The organism is Blautia sp. AF19-10LB (assembly GCF_003461245.1).
Lineage (GTDB): Bacteria > Bacillota > Clostridia > Lachnospirales > Lachnospiraceae > Blautia_A > Blautia_A intestinihominis.
In genome coordinates, this window is record NZ_QTWS01000006.1 from 78,644 (window position 1) to 96,744 (window position 18,101).

The following is an 18,101-nucleotide window of genomic DNA, read 5'->3' on the forward strand; positions in this document are numbered from 1 at the left end:
TCTAGTTTCGCATCCGGCTGCGCACCCAGCCAGCCGCGAGAAGGGAACCGGGGATCATCATGAGCCACAGGACAGGCTTCATGGGATCCCCGGTTTTTGGATGCGTGGAAGCTGCCTGCCCTTTTTTCTCTGCATTCTGGTTTGGTGCACCTTCATCTGAAACTGCCTCTGGTTCTGGTGTTGGTGTCTCTGCTGTCCTGTATACCTCGATCTCAGTCTTTGATGTTACTTTTCGTTCCCCTGTTTCTGTTGTTGTCACGCTGACCTCATTTACAAGTTTCTGGTCTTTCAGTTTCTCCGGAAGCGTCACCTCCGCCAGAAGCCCCACAGAACACCCTGGCTCGATCTTCTCGATCCGTGCTTTCGTCCTGGCTTTGTTCAGTACGATCCCTTCTGCTTCCAGAAACCGCACCGGAACATTCTGAAGCTGAAATTTTTCTGTCGTTACCACGGAGTGAAGTGTCCTCTCCCCGGTGTTTCGGATGCATATCTGAAAAGTGACTTTATCTCCCGGCACTGCCATTGTGCGGTCAGCCGTCTTTGTGACCTGAAAATCTGCTTTGAGCGGGAGGATTTCTGTCTCACTGCTTTGTTCCACTGAGACAAGGCTTCGAAGTTCGCCCGTTTCTTCCTCTTCATACTCTGCAGTTCCATTCAGATACAGGCAGATCTTTCCCGACTGTGTCTCTGGAAGCTGTACAGAAAAATAAAATTCTTTTTTTATCCCTGTTTCCAGCTTTTCCAGTTTCAGGTTCTTTTCCTGGATTTCTGCATCTTCTGCTTCTTCCCATGTTCCCTCCAGCGATGTATCCGAAAAAGTGCTCTGAAGACAGATGTTTTTGAGAGGACATTTGCCCGTGTTTTCCACTGAGATCGTATAGAGCAGTTCTTTCCCTGCTTTGATCTGGGTCTGCTGCGGGGTTATCCACATTTTGTACGATGGTGTCTGATCCTTTTCCTCCGAATCGGTGAACGGCGGTATATCTGTTGCAGTGGGAGATTCTGTAATTTCCGGTATTTCGGTTATTTCCAGAGTTTCCGCTGCTTCCATTGTCCTTATCTCATCCACCACTTCTGCCAAATCCAGCTCCTGTTCTGTCTCAGACTCTTCGGGCGGATTTATTTCTTCCGCATCTTCCAGAAAAATATCACTTTCCGCCAACTCTGCTCCCAGAACCGCACTCCCACTTCCCATCAGAAGCGAACAGGACATGATAAGGGCTGCACCTGTCATTTTCCAGTTTCTCCATATTTTATTTTTCATAAAAACATACTCCTTTTTACTCTGCTTTACTGTTGTTTCTGTCCAGGAATATGTTCACACAGTCATAGGCATCTCCCCTTCCCTTCCGTTCTGTTTACAGATCTAATCAAAAATGGAATGTTTTCGTCGAACGACGATAAGAAAAAATAACTCTCAAATGGAATCCTGCGAAATAAGATTCCGACTTAATGAATGTAACATGTTCTGCTCAGATATACAAGGATATCCTGTAATTATAAAATTTATTTAAGATTTATTTATAAAATTTCGATTTCTTTTAGAATCCGTACACAGTTTGCACACATTTATTTCTTATAATAGGTCTTGGATAGATGAATAACCACTCTCTATCTCCCCCCTCAAAAAAGTTAAGGAAACAGGTCGCCTGAGTTCAGGCGGCTTTTCCTTATGTCTTTATTTCTCCGGTGCAGGCGGGTATTCATTGCACAGAAGACGGTATGGCGGCTCGTCTTCCTCAATTTCCGGGAAACGACCTACTGGCGGTTCGAAGCGGTTGTCGGTATTGTCATCATTACACTGGCTGACTTCTCCGATCAGGACTGCACCTGTTCCCGGTTCTACTTCAAAATCATGGTACATTCCCTGCATAATGCTGATGCTCATTCCCGGTTCCAGGCGGACCTGCGTGCCTGCCGGAACTACTCTGGTCTCTCCGTCGATATGGACTGTCACATCATTCTGCTTATCAATAGACTCATCCGGCAGAGAATTAAAAACACGGATCAGGATGTTTCCACCGCCTCTGTTGATGATATCCTCCATCTTGTACCAGTGAAAATGATTCGGAGCGTACTGTCCCTCTTTTAAATAGAGAAATTTTTCTGCGTATGGTTTTTTATATTTATCCTGCATCTTAAGATTTCCGTTACGGATCGTAAACAGTGAAAATCCTACTTCATCAAACTTTCCGAGACCATAATCTGTGATATCCCATCCCAGCATGTTGTCACGGATCTCATCAAACTCATGCCCCTTTGATTTCCATTCTTCCGGCGTGAAATCTGCAAACTTCGGAAGGAAATATTGATATTCCCTCAGCATATTTTCCAAGTCTTTTAATGCTTTGTTGATTTCTGATCTTTTCATAACTGCCGTCTCCTTTTTGTATTATTTTATCCTATCTAGTGTAGTGAGCATAATGCTCCATGTGTTTCTGTACTCTTCTCCAGATTTCAGAGCATGCAGGTTCTTCTGTTTCTCCAGATCTTCTACGATATTTTTGCGGGAAGGAAGGGAACTCCATGGTTCTACACACATATAATCTACTTCCGCATGTGGCCAGTGCCAGAATCCCAGATAATCCATATCCGGAAATGCAACTCGAATCTCTTTCTCGCCTTTTTCACTGTTGATCCTTATTTCTTCTGGCATATTTTTTAATACGATCGCATCATTGTCGAACAATGTATGTTCCAGATTCAGGTATCGCCCCTGTACAAGCTGCAATGGTTCATCCTTTTCCAGTACAAAACAGTCCTCTGAAAGAAGGATGCGGCGTGGTTTGGCTCCCTCGCCAAAATCAATTCGATAATCTTCAAATTTCAGGTCATCTTCAAACGGGATCTGAAAACCCGGATGTCCTCCGATGCCAAAATATATGGTTTTGTCATCTGTATTTTTTACAAGATAAGTAATCGAAATTTTTTCATTTTCCAGTTTCCATGTAATATCCAGCACAAATTTAAACGGATATTGTCTTTCCGTTTCCGGTGAATCCTCCAGTCTCAGTGTCAGTTCCTCTTCTTTGTGTTCCACCAGGTTCAGCTCTGCAGTTGGAAGAAATCCATGTATATCCATATGATACGTCTGTCCCTGGTATGTATAACTCTGATCGGTCATCCTTCCTATATAAGGAAAAAGATTCGGTCCTCTGTCTGTCCATGTTGCAGCATCCCCCTGCCAGAGATATTCTCTGCCCTGTGCGTCACGGATCGACTGAAATTCCCCTCCTCTGGATGATATCTCCAGAGTTAGTTTCTGATTTTTGATTGTATAGTTCATGCTTTTAACCTCCTATTCTGTCAGTATATCATGCCAAGGGGATGTATTCTATCTTTTTATTGCAATTCCACGCCCATTCTTTTATAATATAGATAATTATTCACACCAAGTTATACCAAAACTGAAAAGAAACGAGGAATCCATATGAGCGAAAAAACCGTAGTTGTTGCTCTTGGTCACAAAGCCCTTGGCACAACACTTCCAGAACAGAAACTTGCTACCAGAGAAACTGCTAAAGCAATTGCAGATCTTGTAGAAGAAGGCACACGTGTTGTCATCTCCCACAGTAACGGACCACAGGTCGGCATGATCCACACAGCAATGAATGAATTCGGTAAAGCACATCCGGATTACACTTTTGCTCCGATGTCTGTCTGCTCTGCCATGAGCCAGGGTTACATCGGATATGACCTCCAGAATGCGATCCGTGCTGAGCTCATCTCCCGCGGTATTTACAAACCGGTTGCCACGATCCTGACCCAGGTTGTTATCGATCCATACGATGATGCTTTCGGTGAACCTGAGAAGGTGATCGGTCGTGTCCTCAACGCAGAGGAAGCGGAGGCAGAGGAAGATAAGGGTAACTTTGTTACCGAGACTGCACCTGGCGAATACCGCCGTATCCTTGCAGCTCCGAAGCCGCAGCGCATCGTCGAGATCGAGACAGTACGTGCCCTTACAGATGCCGGTCAGGTCGTGATCGCAGCCGGCGGCGGCGGAATTCCTGTTATGGAACAGGGAATCAACCTCCATGGTGCAAGTGCCATCATTGAGAAGGATTTTGCAAGCGGACTTCTTGCAGAGGAGCTGAACGCAGATACTCTTCTGATCCTCACTAGTGTTGAGAAAGTCAGCCTCAACAAAGATACTGACCATGAAACCTACCTCGGTGCGCTTTCCGCAGAAGAAGCACAGAAATACATCGATGAAGGTCAGTTTGCTGCAGGCTCCATGCTTCCTAAGATCGAGGCAGGTCTTTCCTTCCTCAGCAAAGGCGAAAACCGCCGTGCGATCATCACGGACATCGCTCACGCCAAAGACGGCTACAGAGAAAAAACCGGAACTATCCTCAAATAATTACGGTATATCCCCCAACCATATCAGAACGCTGCCCTGTGCATCCCGTGCAGGCGGCGTTCTTCTTTTGTGCATCGTATCAGCGTGTCATTTGTGTCGTTTAATCTAATCTTTCCACTTAGGCACTATTTCGTTAATATATATAGGAAGTATTTACTAGTTTTTTACACGCACAAATGACGATGAGGTGACTTATAATGACAGAATTAAATCCTTTGGATCGTATCCAGGAATTATGCGATGAGCGTAACTGGTCTTACTATCAACTGGCGAAAGTATCCGGAATCGCGTATTCCACGCTCAGTACAATGATAAACAAACATAATATGCCTTCCCTTCCTACTCTGCAGAAACTCTGCTCCGGGTTCGGCATCTCCATTACCGACTTTTTTGATCCAGGAAACAGCAGCAAAGGGCTTACTTCTGACCAGGCACAGTGTCTGAAACTTTTTACTGCACTGAGTCCGGAGGACAAAACTCTGGCGATCACCTATATGAAGGGACTGTCAAAAACCTTATAAAACCATCCAGATCCTGAATTTACGGGCTGCCATGTTACTGGCAGCTCTTTTTTGTCTCTCTCCAAAGCAGTCGTTACTGTTCACTCCGTTCACAGTAACTTGGTCAAAATCCATTCCAAATCACCTTCGGTGATGGGATTTTGCCCTGTATGTCTCGGGATTTTGCCATATTCATGGCAAAACACCTCGCGGGATACTACCTGTGAACAGTAACAAGCAGTCGCACAATTTTCAAAGTTTTCTCCTCCATTCATTGTTTTTTTCTGTCATTTCCTATATAATAAATAGCAGATTCGATATTTTTTCGCAGAAATGGAGTAGCAAAAATGGAACTGAAAAACAGAACTTTATCTAATTTTGCAGAACTGGTGCGGACCGGCGAATGCAAAAATTACCGTGGCAGGCTCAAAGTCGGCGTTGACCTTGGTACTGCCAATACCGTACTTGCTGTTGTGGACAGCAACAACCGCCCGATTGCCGGAGCTTCTGCTCCTTCCCATGCGATCCGTGACGGTGTGATCGTCAATTATTATGAGTCCGTTCAGCTTGTCACCAAACTTAAAAATGAGCTTGAAGAAAAACTCGGCACGGAGCTTCTCTACGGTGCCGCAGCGATCCCTCCAGGAGTTTCCGAGGGCAGTATCAAAAGCATCGGCTATGTCCTCGAAGGAGCCGGTTTTGAAGTAACCAACATCGTAGATGAACCGACTGCTGCTTCTGCCGTGCTCAAGATCACTGACGGTGCAGTTGTCGATGTCGGCGGCGGCACTACCGGAATCAGCATCCTCAAGGATGGCAAGGTCATCTATACCGACGATGAGGCAACAGGCGGAAGCCACATGACCATGACCGTTGCAGGTCATTACAAGATTCCTTACGAGGACGCTGAAGTTCTCAAGACTGACCCTGAAAAGGAAGCTGAGATTTTTCCTGTTATCAAGGCTACTGTTGAGAAGATGGCAACAATCACCGAAAGATTTCTCCAGGGATATGAGGTCCCTGCGGTTTACGTCGTAGGCGGTTCTGCCAGCTTCAAAGAATTCACGACCGTATTCGAGAAGAAACTCAAACTTCCGGTCTACCGTCCTGTCCACCCGCTTCTTGTAACACCACTTGGCATCGCTTACTACTGCGAGCTGCCGCCGGTAACACCTAAGAAGAAATAAATTTCTCCTTATATACCAAAAAGAGTACAGACATGACTTTCACTTTCGTCATATCTGTACTCTTTTTGTATACTTAAAACTCTATCTGCTTACATAGATTTACGCTCTGCGATCTCGGCCATCTTCGCTTCATTCAATCGTGTGTCACCATGAACACGGCTATAGGAAAGATATCCGTTCATACGGTCGATCTTTGTCAGGTTACGTGAGCCGCATACCGGGCATACGTCCATTTCCAGCTCCTGGTGACCGCAGTCATCGCAGTAAGCCAGAGAAAGGTTTACACCCTCATAATAGCCCAGGTCCATCGCTCTGCGGATCAGGGTACGGATGGCTTCTTTGTTGTAGCCGATCGGATAACGGACATACTGGATCTTACCGCCGTTGCAGAGTTCCCAAAAACGTCCCTCCAGATCCTGTTTCTCAATCGGAGTCACATCCTCGGTAACATGGCAGTGGAAGCTATTGCTGACATACGGTCTGTCAGAAACACCCTCTACGATTCCATACATCTTGCGGAACTGCTCAACCTGAAGACCACAGAGGCTCTCTGCCGGTGTTCCGTAGATCGCATAGAGGTATCCGTCCTCCTGCTTGAACTGGTTTACTTTGTCATTGATATATTTCAGTACTTCCAGTGCAAACTGTCCATCCTCGCGGATAGATTTGCCGTTGTAAAGCTCCTGAAGCTCATTCAGGGCTGTGATCCCGAAGGAAGCTGTCATCGGTTTGAGGATCTTGCCGATCTTTTCGTTCGGTTTGAGATGACCGCCGTAGAAACCGCCCTCACAGTAAGCAAGCGGGTTCGTGGATGCTCTCATCTGTCCCAGGTACTCATAGGTGCGGATGTGGAGATTTCGGATCATCTGCAGGTAAAAATCAAGAACCTCGTAAAAATCTCTGCTCTCTGCTCTTGCTTTCGCCAGGATCATCGGAAGATGAAGACTGACTGCACCGATATTGAAACGTCCTACAAATACAGGCTTGTCATTCTCATCTGCCGGATACATGCCGCCTCTCTCATACCATGGACTTAAGAATGCACGGCATCCCATCGGGCTGATAACCTTGCCATACTGCTTGTACATGCTTGCGATATAGCCCTTGCCAGTCAGAGAAAGCCAGTCCGGATACATGGTCTTGGAGGAGCAGTCAACGCCCTCCTCAAAGATGTCCTCGCACGGTTTGCCCGGTCCATGAAGATTCTCATCATACAGAAATACGATCTTAGGGAAAAGAACCGGCTTCTTATGGCCTTTCTTACCCTGACCGCCCTTGTGCACCTGCAGAAGAGAAATATTACACATCTTCTCGAACTGACCTGTACCAAGTCCGAGTGTCACAGTAACAAACGGATAGTCACCACGGGAAGAACCTACCGTATTCAGCTTGTACTCGATTCCCTGCCATCCCTGATCAAAATCTCTCCGGACTTTGTCCAGCGCGTACTCGATAGCTCTCTCTTCTCTGCCGGTCCAGTTCTCATCGGAGTATTTCATAAATTCGCTGACGTATTTGTCATAACTCTTCTGTGCGTACGGTCCGAGGATCTTGTCGACCTCCGGCACTGTAAAGCCGCCGTACTGCTGTGCTGCTGTACTCAGGATGATATCACCCATGACATCAAATGCAGTATCCAGTGTCTTCGGCTCGTTGTACCAGACATTCCCCATCTCGAAACCGCCGCTTAAAACTGCCCCCACATCAAACAGGCAGCAGTTCATCGTGTCCAGTCGTGCAGACTGATCGTGAATATAGATGTATCCGTCCTTGCATGCCTGCAGCTCATTGCGGTTCATAAAAAACTTCCTGTATAATTCCTTGTTCAGTTCGTTAAAGATCAGGCTTCTCTTGGTCGCAACAAGAGCACTATCTGTATTCGCATTACTCTTGTCACCGATATAGCGGATCGCCTGGCTCTTGGTATAGACATCATCCATCATATGGATAAAATCCAGCTTGTAGTTGCGGTAATCGCGGTAACTCTTGGCAACTGCCGGATTCACACGCTCCAGTGCGCCCTCTACGATATTGTGCATCTCCTGGATCTCGATCTCGTTCTTTCCGAGAGAATCTGCATGTTCCTGCGCGAACTGGCAGATAAATTCCTTCTCTTCATCTGAAAATTTATAAAGAATACGTGCGGCTGATTTATTTACCGCCTTGACGATCTTCTGCGGATCAAATTCTTCTCGCGTGCCGTCTTTTTTGATTACATAGATCATACCTTTGTCTCTCCTGTTTGCTATAATATAAGGCTTTTCTATTCTTTTCGCCTTCCCCATATCTTGTATCGCTTATGAGAGTATACCACAACATCATGTAAAATAAAAGGGGATATTTCATTTTTTATTGTCTGAAATTTCCCCTTGTTTTTGCCATATTCTGAACATTTGTTTGCACCGCATAAAGTCACCTGTGGACCGTCATCCAAACATCATTTACGTGGTCAGATCATGCGGACAGTAACATTTATTTTAGACTCATTTTCAAAATAATGCAAGGTTAAAATTGCAATACAGAAAATTTCTTGCTATAATTAAGCCTAGTAAAATTTGAGGAGGAAATATTATGGATGAAATTAAAATCCCTGCCGGTTATCATTCAGATCTGAGTCTGCATGATACACAGGTTGCAATTAAAACAGTCAAAGACTTTTTCCAGCAGACCCTCGCCCAGAAGCTGAATCTTCTTCGTGTTTCTGCACCGGTTTTTGTATCCCCGTCTTCAGGCCTCAACGATAACCTGAATGGCGTAGAACGTCCTGTAAGCTTTGACATCAAAGGACAGGAAGAAAAAGAAAACGCTGAGATCGTACACTCCCTTGCCAAATGGAAACGCTACGCACTCAAGAAATATGGCTTCGCTCACGGCGAAGGACTGTATACTGACATGATCGCGATCCGTCGTGATGAAGATCTCGACAACATCCACTCCGTCTATGTAGACCAGTGGGACTGGGAGAAGATCATCTCCAAAGAAGAACGTACCATGGAAACTCTGATCAACACCGTTCGCTCCATCTACAGCGTTCTCCGCAAGACAGAGAAATACATGGCTGTCCAGTATGACTACATTGAAGAGATCCTTCCTAAAGAAATCGCTTTCGTTTCCACTCAGGAACTGGTTGACATGTATCCTGACCTGACACCAAAGGAAAGAGAATACAAGATCGTCAGGGAGAAAGGTGCTGTCTTCCTTATGCAGGTTGGTAAGACCTTATCCAACGGAGAGCGTCACGACGGACGTGCCCCGGACTACGATGACTGGGAACTGAACGGAGATATCCTTGTATACTATCCGGTTCTTGATATCGCTCTGGAGCTTTCTTCTATGGGTATTCGTGTTGATGAGGATTCTCTTGACTCCCAGCTCACAGAAGCAGGCTGTGACGACCGCAGAGAGCTTCCATTCCAGAAAGCGATCCTTAACAAAGAACTGCCATACACCATCGGCGGCGGTATCGGCCAGTCCCGTATCTGTATGTTCTTCCTCCGCAAAGCTCATATCGGTGAAGTACATGTATCCATCTGGCCGGAATCTGTGCGCAAAGCTGCAGAGGAAGGCGGAGTAAATCTGCTGTAAAACCTTCTTGTTTTTCAGGATTTATAGTGATTTTTCACCAAATTTTAATATTTAAACAATTGACATTCTGTACCCTGCATACTATCATAATAAGAGCATCTGAACTATAAACCAAGCCAGATACACTGAATGAGTATAGAAAGACAGAGGTACTGATTGTGAATATTTTGTTTTTTTTAACACCTAAGAGTGACGTTGCTTATATATTTGAGGACGAAACACTTCGTCAGACCGTCGAGAAGATGGAGCACCGCAAATTCTCCTGTATCCCGATCCTTAACAAAGAAGGTAAATACACCGGAACGATCTCCGAAGGAGATCTTCTGTGGGGAATCAAGCGTCTCAACATCAATATCACAGACCTGAAGCAGATGGAGGATGTTTCCATTATGGCGATCCCGCGCCGTGCCACTTACAAGCCGGTTCATGCGGACGCAGATATGGAGAATCTTCTGGATCGTGCCATCAACCAGAACTATGTTCCTGTCATAGATGACAAGGGGTCTTTTATCGGCATCATCACCCGTAAGGAGATCATCAAATACTGTTATAAGGAAATGAAGGAATTAAGTGCCCTTCGTGCCCAAATGGAAGAAGCCGAATAACAGGATTTTATTCCGCAATCAAATAGAACCGGTTTCCCGTGTGCTTTATCCTGCACCGGAGCCGGTTCTTTTTTATCTTCTTTTATCGTCCAGATCAGTCCGGGATGACCGGCACTGCATCTTTCGGGATCGGGCATACATAGCCATCTTTTGTACGTTTTTCAAACTCTGCTCTTGCTTCATCCAAAAGTGAAGTATCTTCAAACAGATCGATCGCGGTCGCTGCGAGGACTTTTCCTGCACACAGGGCTGCTTTATGACCGATCTCTGTGCGGTCACAGGAAACATTCTGCCAGCTGTGACCCGGGCAGCCGTTTGGCCATGCCGCAACGTGGATCTGCGCTGTCGGGGTCAGCCAGCTTACATCTCCAACATCCGTAGACCCTGCTTTGAACGCATCTTTCTGATAGAGAGGTGTCAGGAATGCATTCATCGCATGTCCGTATTCTTTCTGCATCTTCTCCACCTGTTCTTTCGCTTCCTCGTCGTTTTCTGCCGCAACACCAGGAACTGCACTGTGATCGTAGGTTTCCGCGAGTGCATCTGCGAAAGCATTCTCCTCGTCTGTGTACTGCGGAACGCCCAGTTCTTTGAAGTTTTTATAGAGGACACGCTCAAGGGCAAAGTTGCTCACGGTATCGGCAAGTCCGTCGATAAATTTCTTCTCGTAAGTGGTCTCTGTCATCAGAGCTGCGCCTTCTGCGATCTTGTCGACACGTTTCTGGAGTTCTACCGCCTCAGCCACATGATTGGAACGCACCATATAGAGAACGCTTGCACGAGGCTGTACCACGTTCGGGCTGCATCCGCCTGCGTCTGTGATCGCATAATGGATCCTTGCCTTGTCACTCATATGCTCTCTCAAAAACTGCACGCCAATATTCATAAGTTCTACTGCATCAAGGGCGCTTCGTCCCATCTCCGGGGCTCCTGCCGCGTGAGAGGCGATTCCTGTAAACTTGTACTGTGTCTGGATACAGGAGTTGGAGGAACCGGTTGCAACTTCATTGACGTCTTCCGGATGCCAGGTAAGGGCTGCGTCGAGTTTTTTCCAGACTCCGTCACGCGCCATGAATGCCTTTGCAGCACCGCCCTCTTCTCCCGGACAGCCATAGAGGATCACGGTTCCGGAAATGTCATTTTTCTCAAGATATGCTTTCACTCCAAGTGCTGCCGCAAAAGCTCCTGCACCAAGGATGTTATGTCCGCATCCATGGCCGTTACCGCCGACGTGGATCTCTTTTCGCTCAGTTGCACCTGCTTCCTGAGAAAGCCCTGAAAGCGCGTCATACTCTGCGAGGATTCCGATATACGGACGTCCGTGGCCATAAGATGCCGCAAAAGCCGTCTCGATATTGCTGGTTCCACGCTCCACTTCGAATCCCTCTTTTTCCAGAGCTTCGCAGTAGGTTTCGGCTGACTTAAATTCCTGGAGGGAAAGCTCTGCAAATCCCCAGATCTTATCTGCGATACCGGTGATCAGAGATTTTTTTTCTTCGATCGTCTGCAGTGCAGACTGTTTTTCTGCTGTCATAATATAATACCTTCTTTCGACATGATTTATCTTTATTCACGAAAAGGCAACCAGAATCTTCCGGTTACCTTCTCGTTAATCTTTGTTGATTTTATAAAACTTTGGATAAAAATTCCTGCAGACGCGGGTTGCTCGGGTTATCAAAGATTTCTGACGGAGTTCCATCTACGAGAAGTTTTCCGTCTGCCATAAAAAGTACACGGTTTCCAACCTCTCTTGCAAATCCCATCTCGTGTGTTACCACGACCATGGTCATGCCTTCCTTCGCAAGTTCTTTCATAACATCCAGAACCTCTCCTACCATCTCCGGGTCAAGTGCGGAAGTCGGCTCGTCAAACAGCATGACTTCCGGTTCCATTGCAAGTGCACGGACAATCGCAACACGCTGTTTCTGTCCGCCGGAAAGCTGGATCGGATATGCATTGGCACGGTCAGCAAGCCCTACACGTGCAAGAAGCTCCAGAGCTTTTTTCTCGGCATCTTCTTTGGAAACGCCTTTGACCTTCATAGGTGCCAGGGTCATGTTGTCAAGGATTGTCATATGCGGGAACAGGTTAAAATGCTGGAACACCATTCCCATTTTCTGACGAAGATCGTCGATGTTGAGCTTTACAGTCTTGCCGGAAGCGTCCTTGTATTTCTTCTTGGTGATATCCACACCGTTGAAGATGATCTCACCGTCTGTCGGCTCTTCCAGAAGGTTCAGGCTTCGAAGAAAAGTGGATTTACCGGAACCTGACGGTCCGATGACTACCATAACATCACCTTTGTTGATGTTGACTGTCACATCATCCAGAGCCTTGATCGCGCCCCTGTGATAATGTTTCTTGAGGTTTTTTACCTGGATCATACTATCGTTTGTCGCCATGGCTCATTCTCCTTTCGAAATATGCGATCAGTTTGGAGGTCGGGAAGCACAGGCAGAAATAGATCGCTGTTGCTACCAGCAGAGGCTCGATGATGATAAAGGTCGCACCTTTGACTGCGTTTACTGCAGACATGATATCCTGCACACCGATGGTGTATGTAATCGCAGATTCCTTGATGATAACAACGAATTCATTTGCAATCGCCGGAAGGATATTCTTGAGTGCCTGCGGAAGAATGATGTAACGCAGGTTCATTGTCTGAGAAAGTCCCAGAGAACGGGCTGCCTCTGTCTGTCCCTGATCGATGGACTGGATACCTGCACGGATGATCTCACAGAGGTAAGCACCGGAGTTCATTCCAAGTGCAACGACACCAGGGAAAAATCTGTTGAATTTGATAAATCCAAACATCTGGAAAGACGGAAGGTCGATCATTCCGAACACACCATAGTAGATGATGAAGATCTGTACCAGTACAGGTGTGGAACGAAGGATCTCAACGTATGCAGTTGCGATAAAAGAAAGGGGATTGAATTTTGAGAGCCATACCAGCGGTCCTCCCTCTCTCAGATGTCCATTACGGTCTACTGCGAGAGCGCGGAACGGACGGATGTTTGACATACGCATCAGCGCAAGGATCAGTGCGAGCACAAAACCGATCGCAACGGTGAACAGGGATAACAGTACAGTTACCAGAAGTCCCTGTCTGAACAGCTGTGCATATGGGGCAATTTTGCCAAAATTAGATAATTTAATAAAACTGTCCATAAAAATTCCTTTCTTAATAATGTAATAAATTGATCGTCAGCAAAATTCCTCCCCATCAGTTCTGGGGAGGAATCCATTATCCATTGCTTGTATTACCAGTCAGGTTGATCTGCTTATTCAGCATCTTCTGCAGTGTCATCTGTCTCCGGAACTGCACCGTTGTCGTCCAGTGTTCCTTCATATGTCTGACCTGCTGCAAGCTCTGTTGCATCTGCGATGAATTTGTCCATGGAACCGTCATCAAGTGCATCTGCGATCGCTGCGTTTACAGCTTTGAGAAGTGCATCGTTTCCTTTTGAAACACCGATTGCAGATCCTACGGTATCATACGGTACATCACATACGATCACAAGATCCGGATAGTTCTTCTGATAGCTCTCTGCTACTGCTGTCTCGATGAATGCACCATCCATCTTACCTGTCAGAAGCTCTGTGATAAGGTCAGTAACCTTAGGAAGAGATACGATATCAGCATCCGGTGTGTTCTCGTTTGCAAGATCAAGCTGGATAGAACCTGTCTGTGCTCCGATGGAGTAATCCTTGTTGTTTGCATCTTCAAGAGATTTGAACTGATCTGCTTTGTCTTTGACAGTTACGAAGGACTGTCCACCCTGATAGTACAGGTCTGAGAACTCCATAGCATCCTCACGTGCCGGATCTGGGGAAAGACCAGCCATGCCAAGGTCTACGTTCTTCTGAGCAAGTTCGCTTAATACACCGTCAAAGTCCATCGGAACTACTTCCAGTTCCAGTCCCATCTTGTCTGCGATGTACTTAGCCAGATCCATGTCAAATCCTGCCAGTGTCGGGTTGCCGTCATCATCGATAGAATAGAATTCATACGGTGCGAAGTCCGGGCTTGTTGCTACTGTAAGTTTGCCATCTGTAACGGTCTCTACATCGTCTGCTGCAAATGTCGGTACTGCCATAGATACAGTCATAACTGCACCAAGAGCGATTGCTGTGATTTTCTTTAAGTTCATCTTCTTTTCCTCCTCGTTTTCCTGGAATATTTATGCAGGAAAAATGCATAATTCCTCTTCATTTTTCTTATTGTATCATAATCCGCAGAAAATACAAGCAATTCTTTCTTTTAGTGCAATACAAAAATTTTAGCATTGTCGCTTTTTACGCAGAAATGCACTTCTCATACTTGCATATTTTTCTGTATTTTCTTATAATAGAAAGAAACACTTTCATAATTTAAAATATTGCAGTAAATTTTTCCTGTTTTTTCGGATTATTTTCTGTAATCTTTTTTCGAAGGCAAAGGGGGAAGAGTTATGGGAATGAATCAGACACCTGCTTCTGAACGGGTACATATCAGTTTTTTTGGAAAAAGAAATGCCGGGAAATCGAGTGTGATCAATGCTGTGACCGGGCAGGATCTTGCGATCGTTTCTTCTGTGATGGGAACTACGACGGATCCTGTATACAAATCCATGGAACTGCTGCCGCTTGGCCCTGTGGTTGTCATTGACACACCGGGGATTGATGATGAGGGCGAACTTGGTGCGCTTCGCGTGCGCAAAAGCTATCAGGTCCTGAACAAGACGGATATTGCGATCCTGGTCGTGGACAGCACCACTGGAAAGGGTGAAGAGGAATTTGCGCTTCTTCATAAATTCCATGAGAAGCACATTCCGTATCTTGTTGTTTACAATAAGATTGATCTTCTTTCTGTCGAAGAGATCAAGAATCTCGCAATGTCAGTCCGCGCCGGGGAAGTTCTGGCCAGTGCAGCTGATGGCATGAACATCCAGGAACTAAAAGAAAAGATCGCCACTCTGAAACCGGAAGATACACACCAGTATCCACTGATCCAGGATCTGATCGAGCCGCTTGATCTGGTGATCCTGGTCGTCCCGATCGACAAGGCCGCACCGAAAGGCCGTCTGATCCTGCCGCAGCAGCAGACGATCCGTGATATTCTGGAACGTGGCGCACTTTCCCTTGTTGTGCGGGATACGGAGTTAAAAAGTACTCTGGATCATTTTCTGGCGCAGGGTGTCTGTCCGAAACTGGTTGTCACTGACAGCCAGGCATTTGCGCGTGTTTCAAAAGATGTGCCGGAGAATATCACTCTGACTTCGTTTTCTATTCTTTTTGCAAGATATAAAGGAGAACTGGAGACACAGCTGAAAGGCGTTGCCGCACTTTCTTCTATCGAGGATGGCGACCATATCCTGATCGCAGAAGGATGTACGCATCATCGTCAATGTGGAGATATTGGAACCTGCAAGATGCCTGAGTGGATCCGAAACTATACAGGAAAAGAACCTGTATTTGAATTTACTTCCGGCACAGAATTCCCGGATGATGTTTCTTCCTATAAAATGGTCGTTCACTGCGGCGGCTGCATGCTGAATGAACGCGAAATGAAATACCGCATCGCATGCTGCCAGGATCAGGGCGTGCCGATCACGAATTATGGTATTCTGATCGCACAGGTAACGGGAATTTTGAAACGCAGTCTTGGACCGTTTCCGGAAATGCAGGAGCTGGTTCCGTAAGTTCTTTTGATTTTCAAAAGAGTTTAGGCGTTATTCATAATAATTTTGAGTATTTTTTAGTTAAACTTCACAAAACTATAACATTTTTCCGTTATACTATGGTTCTATGATGTTGGAAAGTTTATCCAGCTTTTTAGTTTTTTACTAAAGATACTGTAACTGAATGGGGAGAATATTAATAAATAGGAGGACTTTTATGAAATTTACAAAAATGCACGGGATCGGCAACGATTATGTATACGTGAACTGCTTCAAGGAAACAGTAACCAATCCATCTGCTGTGGCAAAATTCGTCAGCGACCGCCATTTCGGAATCGGATCAGATGGTCTGATCCTGATCAAACCGTCTGACGTGGCAGACTGTGAGATGGATATGTACAATCTCGACGGCTCTCAGGGTGCTATGTGCGGAAATGGAATCAGATGTGTTGCCAAGTATGCTTATGATTACGGCATCGTCAACAAGACCAGCATCTCTGTTGCAACCAAAAGCGGTATCAAGTATCTGGATCTGACACTTGGGGATGACGGCAAAGTTGCCCTCGTTAAAGTAAATATGGGATCCCCGATTCTGACAGCAAACCAGATTCCGATCGTTTCCAGCAAGGAACAGGTCATCGACGAACCGCTGGATGTAGATGGTACTACTTACCGTATCACAGGTGTTTCCATGGGAAATCCACATGCGATCGTATATATGGATGACATTGACAATCTCGAAATCGAAAAGATCGGTCCGAAATTCGAAAACCACATTGATTTCCCGGACCGTATCAACACAGAATTCGTCAAAGTCATTGACCGCCACACACTCCAGATGCGTGTCTGGGAACGTGGCTCCGGCGAAACCCTCGCCTGCGGCACCGGTGCCTGCGCCGTAGCTGTAGCCTCCACCCTGAACGGACTCGTTGACGAAGGCGAACCAGTCACCGTCAAACTCCTCGGCGGCAACCTCCAGATCTTCTGGAACCGCCAGGAAAACCTTGTATATATGACAGGACCGGCTACTACGGTGTTTGATGGGGAGATTGATCTTTCATTTCTTAAGTAGTCTGTAACAGAAAAAAGCACTGAACTCATGACATCATCATGATTTCAGTGCTTTTTTCTTATTATTCCACATTATTTTTCAATTCATATTCTGCCTCTATTTTTGTTTTTTCATTCTCAAGTTCAAGGCGAATCTTTTCGTACTTCGTAGCGAATTCCCTATCTGTCATTTGTTCTGCTTTGAATTGCTCTAATGTTTTCATATTTTCACAGTCCTTCTCGATAAACGTGATTTATAGTTGCCTGAGCGTGCTCCAGTTCTTTCTTTTTGATAATCGCTTCGCGGTCGATCAGGATTGCTAGCATTTCGTCTACTACGTCCTCCGGGCGGGGATTGGAGACGCGGTAGAGGTAGCCTAACATTCGCGTAGCCGTATAATCTGTATTCATCTGCCGGTAGGCGATTTCCTTGCAGAAGTCATCCGGGTAGCCCTTTTCACACAAGACATGATATAACTCATCTGATCTGGATTCCATGATCTTACACCTCCATTTATTTCTGCGTTTACTGTATACACAGTATACCCGCTTCCACTCTAACTCTCAATATTATCTCAAAAAAATCGTTATTGTTCACTCCGTTCACAGCAACTTGATCAAAATGCATTCCAAATCACCTTCGGTGATGGCATTTTGCCCCGTAGGTCTCTACCTGTGAACAGTTACAAAAAATCCCCGGATATAATTTCATATAAATCGGAGGTGATAAAATATGAGATACAATCTACCGGATAGAGTTTTCAGAGAACTTACCACACTTGCACAGAAATATTCTGTTACGAAAATCATACTATTTGGTTCACGCGCGCGAGGTACACATACAGAACGAAGCGATATTGATATTGTTGTATACGGTGGAGATTTCGATAATTTTTACTGGGATGTCAAAGAAAATATATATTCACTCTTAATATTCGATATTATACAAGCAGACGCACCAATTTCAGATACACTAAAAGAAGAAATAAAAAAAGATGGTATCACCATCTACGAAAACAAACCAAAATCACTCACAACATCAATTTTTCAGAATCAGTAAAGTCAACACCCTCCCGTCCTCCACGACGAAGAACTCTGTACCCTTCCTACCACCATTCATCCCGTCGAAAACACCGGCGAGGGGTGTG

18 protein-coding genes are annotated in these 18,101 nt (G+C 45.7%); 8 read left to right on the forward strand and 10 right to left on the reverse strand.

Going from position 1 to position 18,101, the window contains the following annotated elements; genetic code table 11:
- Window position 1: 1 nt before the first annotated feature.
- The 3 genes from DWX28_RS05515 to DWX28_RS05525 form a co-directional block, all read right to left on the reverse strand.
- A complete protein-coding gene (locus DWX28_RS05515) occupies window positions 2-1,264 on the reverse strand; it encodes a DUF11 domain-containing protein (protein WP_118252092.1) in 1,263 nt (420 codons plus the stop codon).
- 414 nt (window positions 1,265-1,678) lie between these two features.
- Window positions 1,679-2,371, reverse strand: a complete 693-nt coding sequence (locus DWX28_RS05520; RefSeq protein ID WP_022215360.1) for a D-lyxose/D-mannose family sugar isomerase — start codon at window positions 2,369-2,371, stop codon at window positions 1,679-1,681.
- Between the two features lie 21 nt (window positions 2,372-2,392).
- A complete protein-coding gene (locus tag DWX28_RS05525; RefSeq protein ID WP_118252093.1) occupies window positions 2,393-3,286 on the reverse strand; it encodes an aldose 1-epimerase family protein in 894 nt (297 codons plus the stop codon).
- A 144-nt stretch (window positions 3,287-3,430) separates the two neighbouring features.
- On the opposite strand from DWX28_RS05525, the gene arcC reads away from it, so the two are divergent.
- The 3 genes from arcC (at window position 3,431) to eutJ (ending at window position 6,050) form a co-directional block, all read left to right on the forward strand.
- Window positions 3,431-4,363 (forward strand): carbamate kinase, encoded by a 933-nt coding sequence (gene arcC, locus DWX28_RS05530; protein ID WP_022215362.1) that lies wholly within the window; start codon window positions 3,431-3,433, stop codon window positions 4,361-4,363.
- 197 nt (window positions 4,364-4,560) lie between these two features.
- Complete coding sequence (locus DWX28_RS05535; protein WP_022215363.1) at window positions 4,561-4,884, forward strand: helix-turn-helix domain-containing protein; 324 nt, start codon at window positions 4,561-4,563, stop codon at window positions 4,882-4,884.
- 326 nt (window positions 4,885-5,210) lie between these two features.
- Entirely contained in the window at window positions 5,211-6,050 is an 840-nt protein-coding gene (gene eutJ / locus DWX28_RS05540) for an ethanolamine utilization protein EutJ (RefSeq protein ID WP_022215364.1), read from the forward strand.
- Between the two features lie 89 nt (window positions 6,051-6,139).
- Here eutJ and nrdD read toward each other — a convergent pair whose 3' ends face one another.
- Complete coding sequence (nrdD, locus tag DWX28_RS05545) at window positions 6,140-8,275, reverse strand: anaerobic ribonucleoside-triphosphate reductase (RefSeq protein WP_022215365.1); 2,136 nt, start codon at window positions 8,273-8,275, stop codon at window positions 6,140-6,142.
- A 346-nt stretch (window positions 8,276-8,621) separates the two neighbouring features.
- Between nrdD and asnA the strand changes: the two genes are divergently transcribed.
- On the forward strand, window positions 8,622-9,635 hold the full coding sequence (gene asnA / locus DWX28_RS05550) for an aspartate--ammonia ligase (protein ID WP_118252095.1): 1,014 nt from the start codon (window positions 8,622-8,624) through the stop codon (window positions 9,633-9,635).
- A 158-nt stretch (window positions 9,636-9,793) separates the two neighbouring features.
- Window positions 9,794-10,240 carry a CBS domain-containing protein gene (locus tag DWX28_RS05555; protein ID WP_118252096.1) on the forward strand — a complete coding sequence of 149 codons (447 nt, stop codon included), beginning with the start codon at window positions 9,794-9,796 and terminating at the stop codon, window positions 10,238-10,240.
- 94 nt (window positions 10,241-10,334) lie between these two features.
- Here the strand turns inward: DWX28_RS05555 and DWX28_RS05560 are convergent, their stop codons facing one another.
- The 4 genes from DWX28_RS05560 to DWX28_RS05575 form a co-directional block, all read right to left on the reverse strand.
- A complete protein-coding gene (locus tag DWX28_RS05560) occupies window positions 10,335-11,774 on the reverse strand; it encodes a M20 family metallopeptidase (protein WP_022215368.1) in 1,440 nt (479 codons plus the stop codon).
- Window positions 11,775-11,865: 91 nt separating this feature from the next.
- A complete protein-coding gene (locus DWX28_RS05565) occupies window positions 11,866-12,642 on the reverse strand; it encodes an amino acid ABC transporter ATP-binding protein (RefSeq protein ID WP_022215369.1) in 777 nt (258 codons plus the stop codon).
- Window positions 12,626-13,411 carry an amino acid ABC transporter permease gene (locus tag DWX28_RS05570; protein WP_022215370.1) on the reverse strand — a complete coding sequence of 262 codons (786 nt, stop codon included), beginning with the start codon at window positions 13,409-13,411 and terminating at the stop codon, window positions 12,626-12,628. Before DWX28_RS05570 ends, DWX28_RS05565 begins: the two co-directional genes overlap by 17 nt.
- A gap of 113 nt (window positions 13,412-13,524) precedes the next feature.
- Window positions 13,525-14,394, reverse strand: coding sequence for a transporter substrate-binding domain-containing protein (locus DWX28_RS05575; protein WP_022215371.1), 870 nt, complete (start codon window positions 14,392-14,394; stop codon window positions 13,525-13,527).
- 300 nt (window positions 14,395-14,694) lie between these two features.
- Here DWX28_RS05575 and hydF point away from each other — a divergent pair, with 300 nt between their 5' ends.
- Both hydF and dapF read left to right on the forward strand, forming a co-directional pair.
- Window positions 14,695-15,924 (forward strand): [FeFe] hydrogenase H-cluster maturation GTPase HydF, encoded by a 1,230-nt coding sequence (hydF, locus tag DWX28_RS05580; RefSeq protein WP_022215372.1) that lies wholly within the window; start codon window positions 14,695-14,697, stop codon window positions 15,922-15,924.
- A 196-nt stretch (window positions 15,925-16,120) separates the two neighbouring features.
- A complete protein-coding gene (dapF, locus tag DWX28_RS05585) occupies window positions 16,121-16,975 on the forward strand; it encodes a diaminopimelate epimerase (RefSeq protein ID WP_022215373.1) in 855 nt (284 codons plus the stop codon).
- A gap of 61 nt (window positions 16,976-17,036) precedes the next feature.
- On the opposite strand, the gene DWX28_RS19340 is transcribed toward dapF, so the two are convergent.
- Window positions 17,037-17,177 carry a hypothetical protein gene (locus DWX28_RS19340; protein WP_158565281.1) on the reverse strand — a complete coding sequence of 47 codons (141 nt, stop codon included), beginning with the start codon at window positions 17,175-17,177 and terminating at the stop codon, window positions 17,037-17,039.
- A gap of 4 nt (window positions 17,178-17,181) precedes the next feature.
- Window positions 17,182-17,451: a hypothetical protein gene (locus tag DWX28_RS05590; protein WP_330417624.1), complete on the reverse strand. Its 270-nt coding sequence runs from the start codon at window positions 17,449-17,451 to the stop codon at window positions 17,182-17,184.
- A 235-nt stretch (window positions 17,452-17,686) separates the two neighbouring features.
- Between DWX28_RS05590 and DWX28_RS05595 the strand changes: the two genes are divergently transcribed.
- Entirely contained in the window at window positions 17,687-18,013 is a 327-nt protein-coding gene (locus DWX28_RS05595) for a nucleotidyltransferase family protein (protein ID WP_022215376.1), read from the forward strand.
- The last annotated feature ends 88 nt before the right edge of the window (window positions 18,014-18,101 follow it).

Excerpts from the sequence above, each read along its gene's own strand:
- DWX28_RS05515 (WP_118252092.1), bottom strand. The coding sequence starts at position 1,264 with ATGAAAAATAAAATATGGAGAAACTGGAAAATGACAGGTGCAGCCCTT.
- DWX28_RS05520 (WP_022215360.1), bottom strand. The coding sequence starts at position 2,371 with ATGAAAAGATCAGAAATCAACAAAGCATTAAAAGACTTGGAAAATATG.
- DWX28_RS05525 (WP_118252093.1), bottom strand. The coding sequence starts at position 3,286 with ATGAACTATACAATCAAAAATCAGAAACTAACTCTGGAGATATCATCC.
- arcC (WP_022215362.1), top strand. The coding sequence starts at position 3,431 with ATGAGCGAAAAAACCGTAGTTGTTGCTCTTGGTCACAAAGCCCTTGGC.
- DWX28_RS05535 (WP_022215363.1), top strand. The coding sequence starts at position 4,561 with ATGACAGAATTAAATCCTTTGGATCGTATCCAGGAATTATGCGATGAG.
- eutJ (WP_022215364.1), top strand. The coding sequence starts at position 5,211 with ATGGAACTGAAAAACAGAACTTTATCTAATTTTGCAGAACTGGTGCGG.
- nrdD (WP_022215365.1), bottom strand. The coding sequence starts at position 8,275 with ATGATCTATGTAATCAAAAAAGACGGCACGCGAGAAGAATTTGATCCG.
- asnA (WP_118252095.1), top strand. The coding sequence starts at position 8,622 with ATGGATGAAATTAAAATCCCTGCCGGTTATCATTCAGATCTGAGTCTG.
- DWX28_RS05560 (WP_022215368.1), bottom strand. The coding sequence starts at position 11,774 with ATGACAGCAGAAAAACAGTCTGCACTGCAGACGATCGAAGAAAAAAAA.
- DWX28_RS05565 (WP_022215369.1), bottom strand. The coding sequence starts at position 12,642 with ATGGCGACAAACGATAGTATGATCCAGGTAAAAAACCTCAAGAAACAT.
- DWX28_RS05570 (WP_022215370.1), bottom strand. The coding sequence starts at position 13,411 with ATGGACAGTTTTATTAAATTATCTAATTTTGGCAAAATTGCCCCATAT.
- DWX28_RS05575 (WP_022215371.1), bottom strand. The coding sequence starts at position 14,394 with ATGAACTTAAAGAAAATCACAGCAATCGCTCTTGGTGCAGTTATGACT.
- hydF (WP_022215372.1), top strand. The coding sequence starts at position 14,695 with ATGGGAATGAATCAGACACCTGCTTCTGAACGGGTACATATCAGTTTT.
- dapF (WP_022215373.1), top strand. The coding sequence starts at position 16,121 with ATGAAATTTACAAAAATGCACGGGATCGGCAACGATTATGTATACGTG.
- DWX28_RS19340 (WP_158565281.1), bottom strand. The coding sequence starts at position 17,177 with ATGAAAACATTAGAGCAATTCAAAGCAGAACAAATGACAGATAGGGAA.
- DWX28_RS05590 (WP_330417624.1), bottom strand. The coding sequence starts at position 17,451 with ATGGAATCCAGATCAGATGAGTTATATCATGTCTTGTGTGAAAAGGGC.
- DWX28_RS05595 (WP_022215376.1), top strand. The coding sequence starts at position 17,687 with ATGAGATACAATCTACCGGATAGAGTTTTCAGAGAACTTACCACACTT.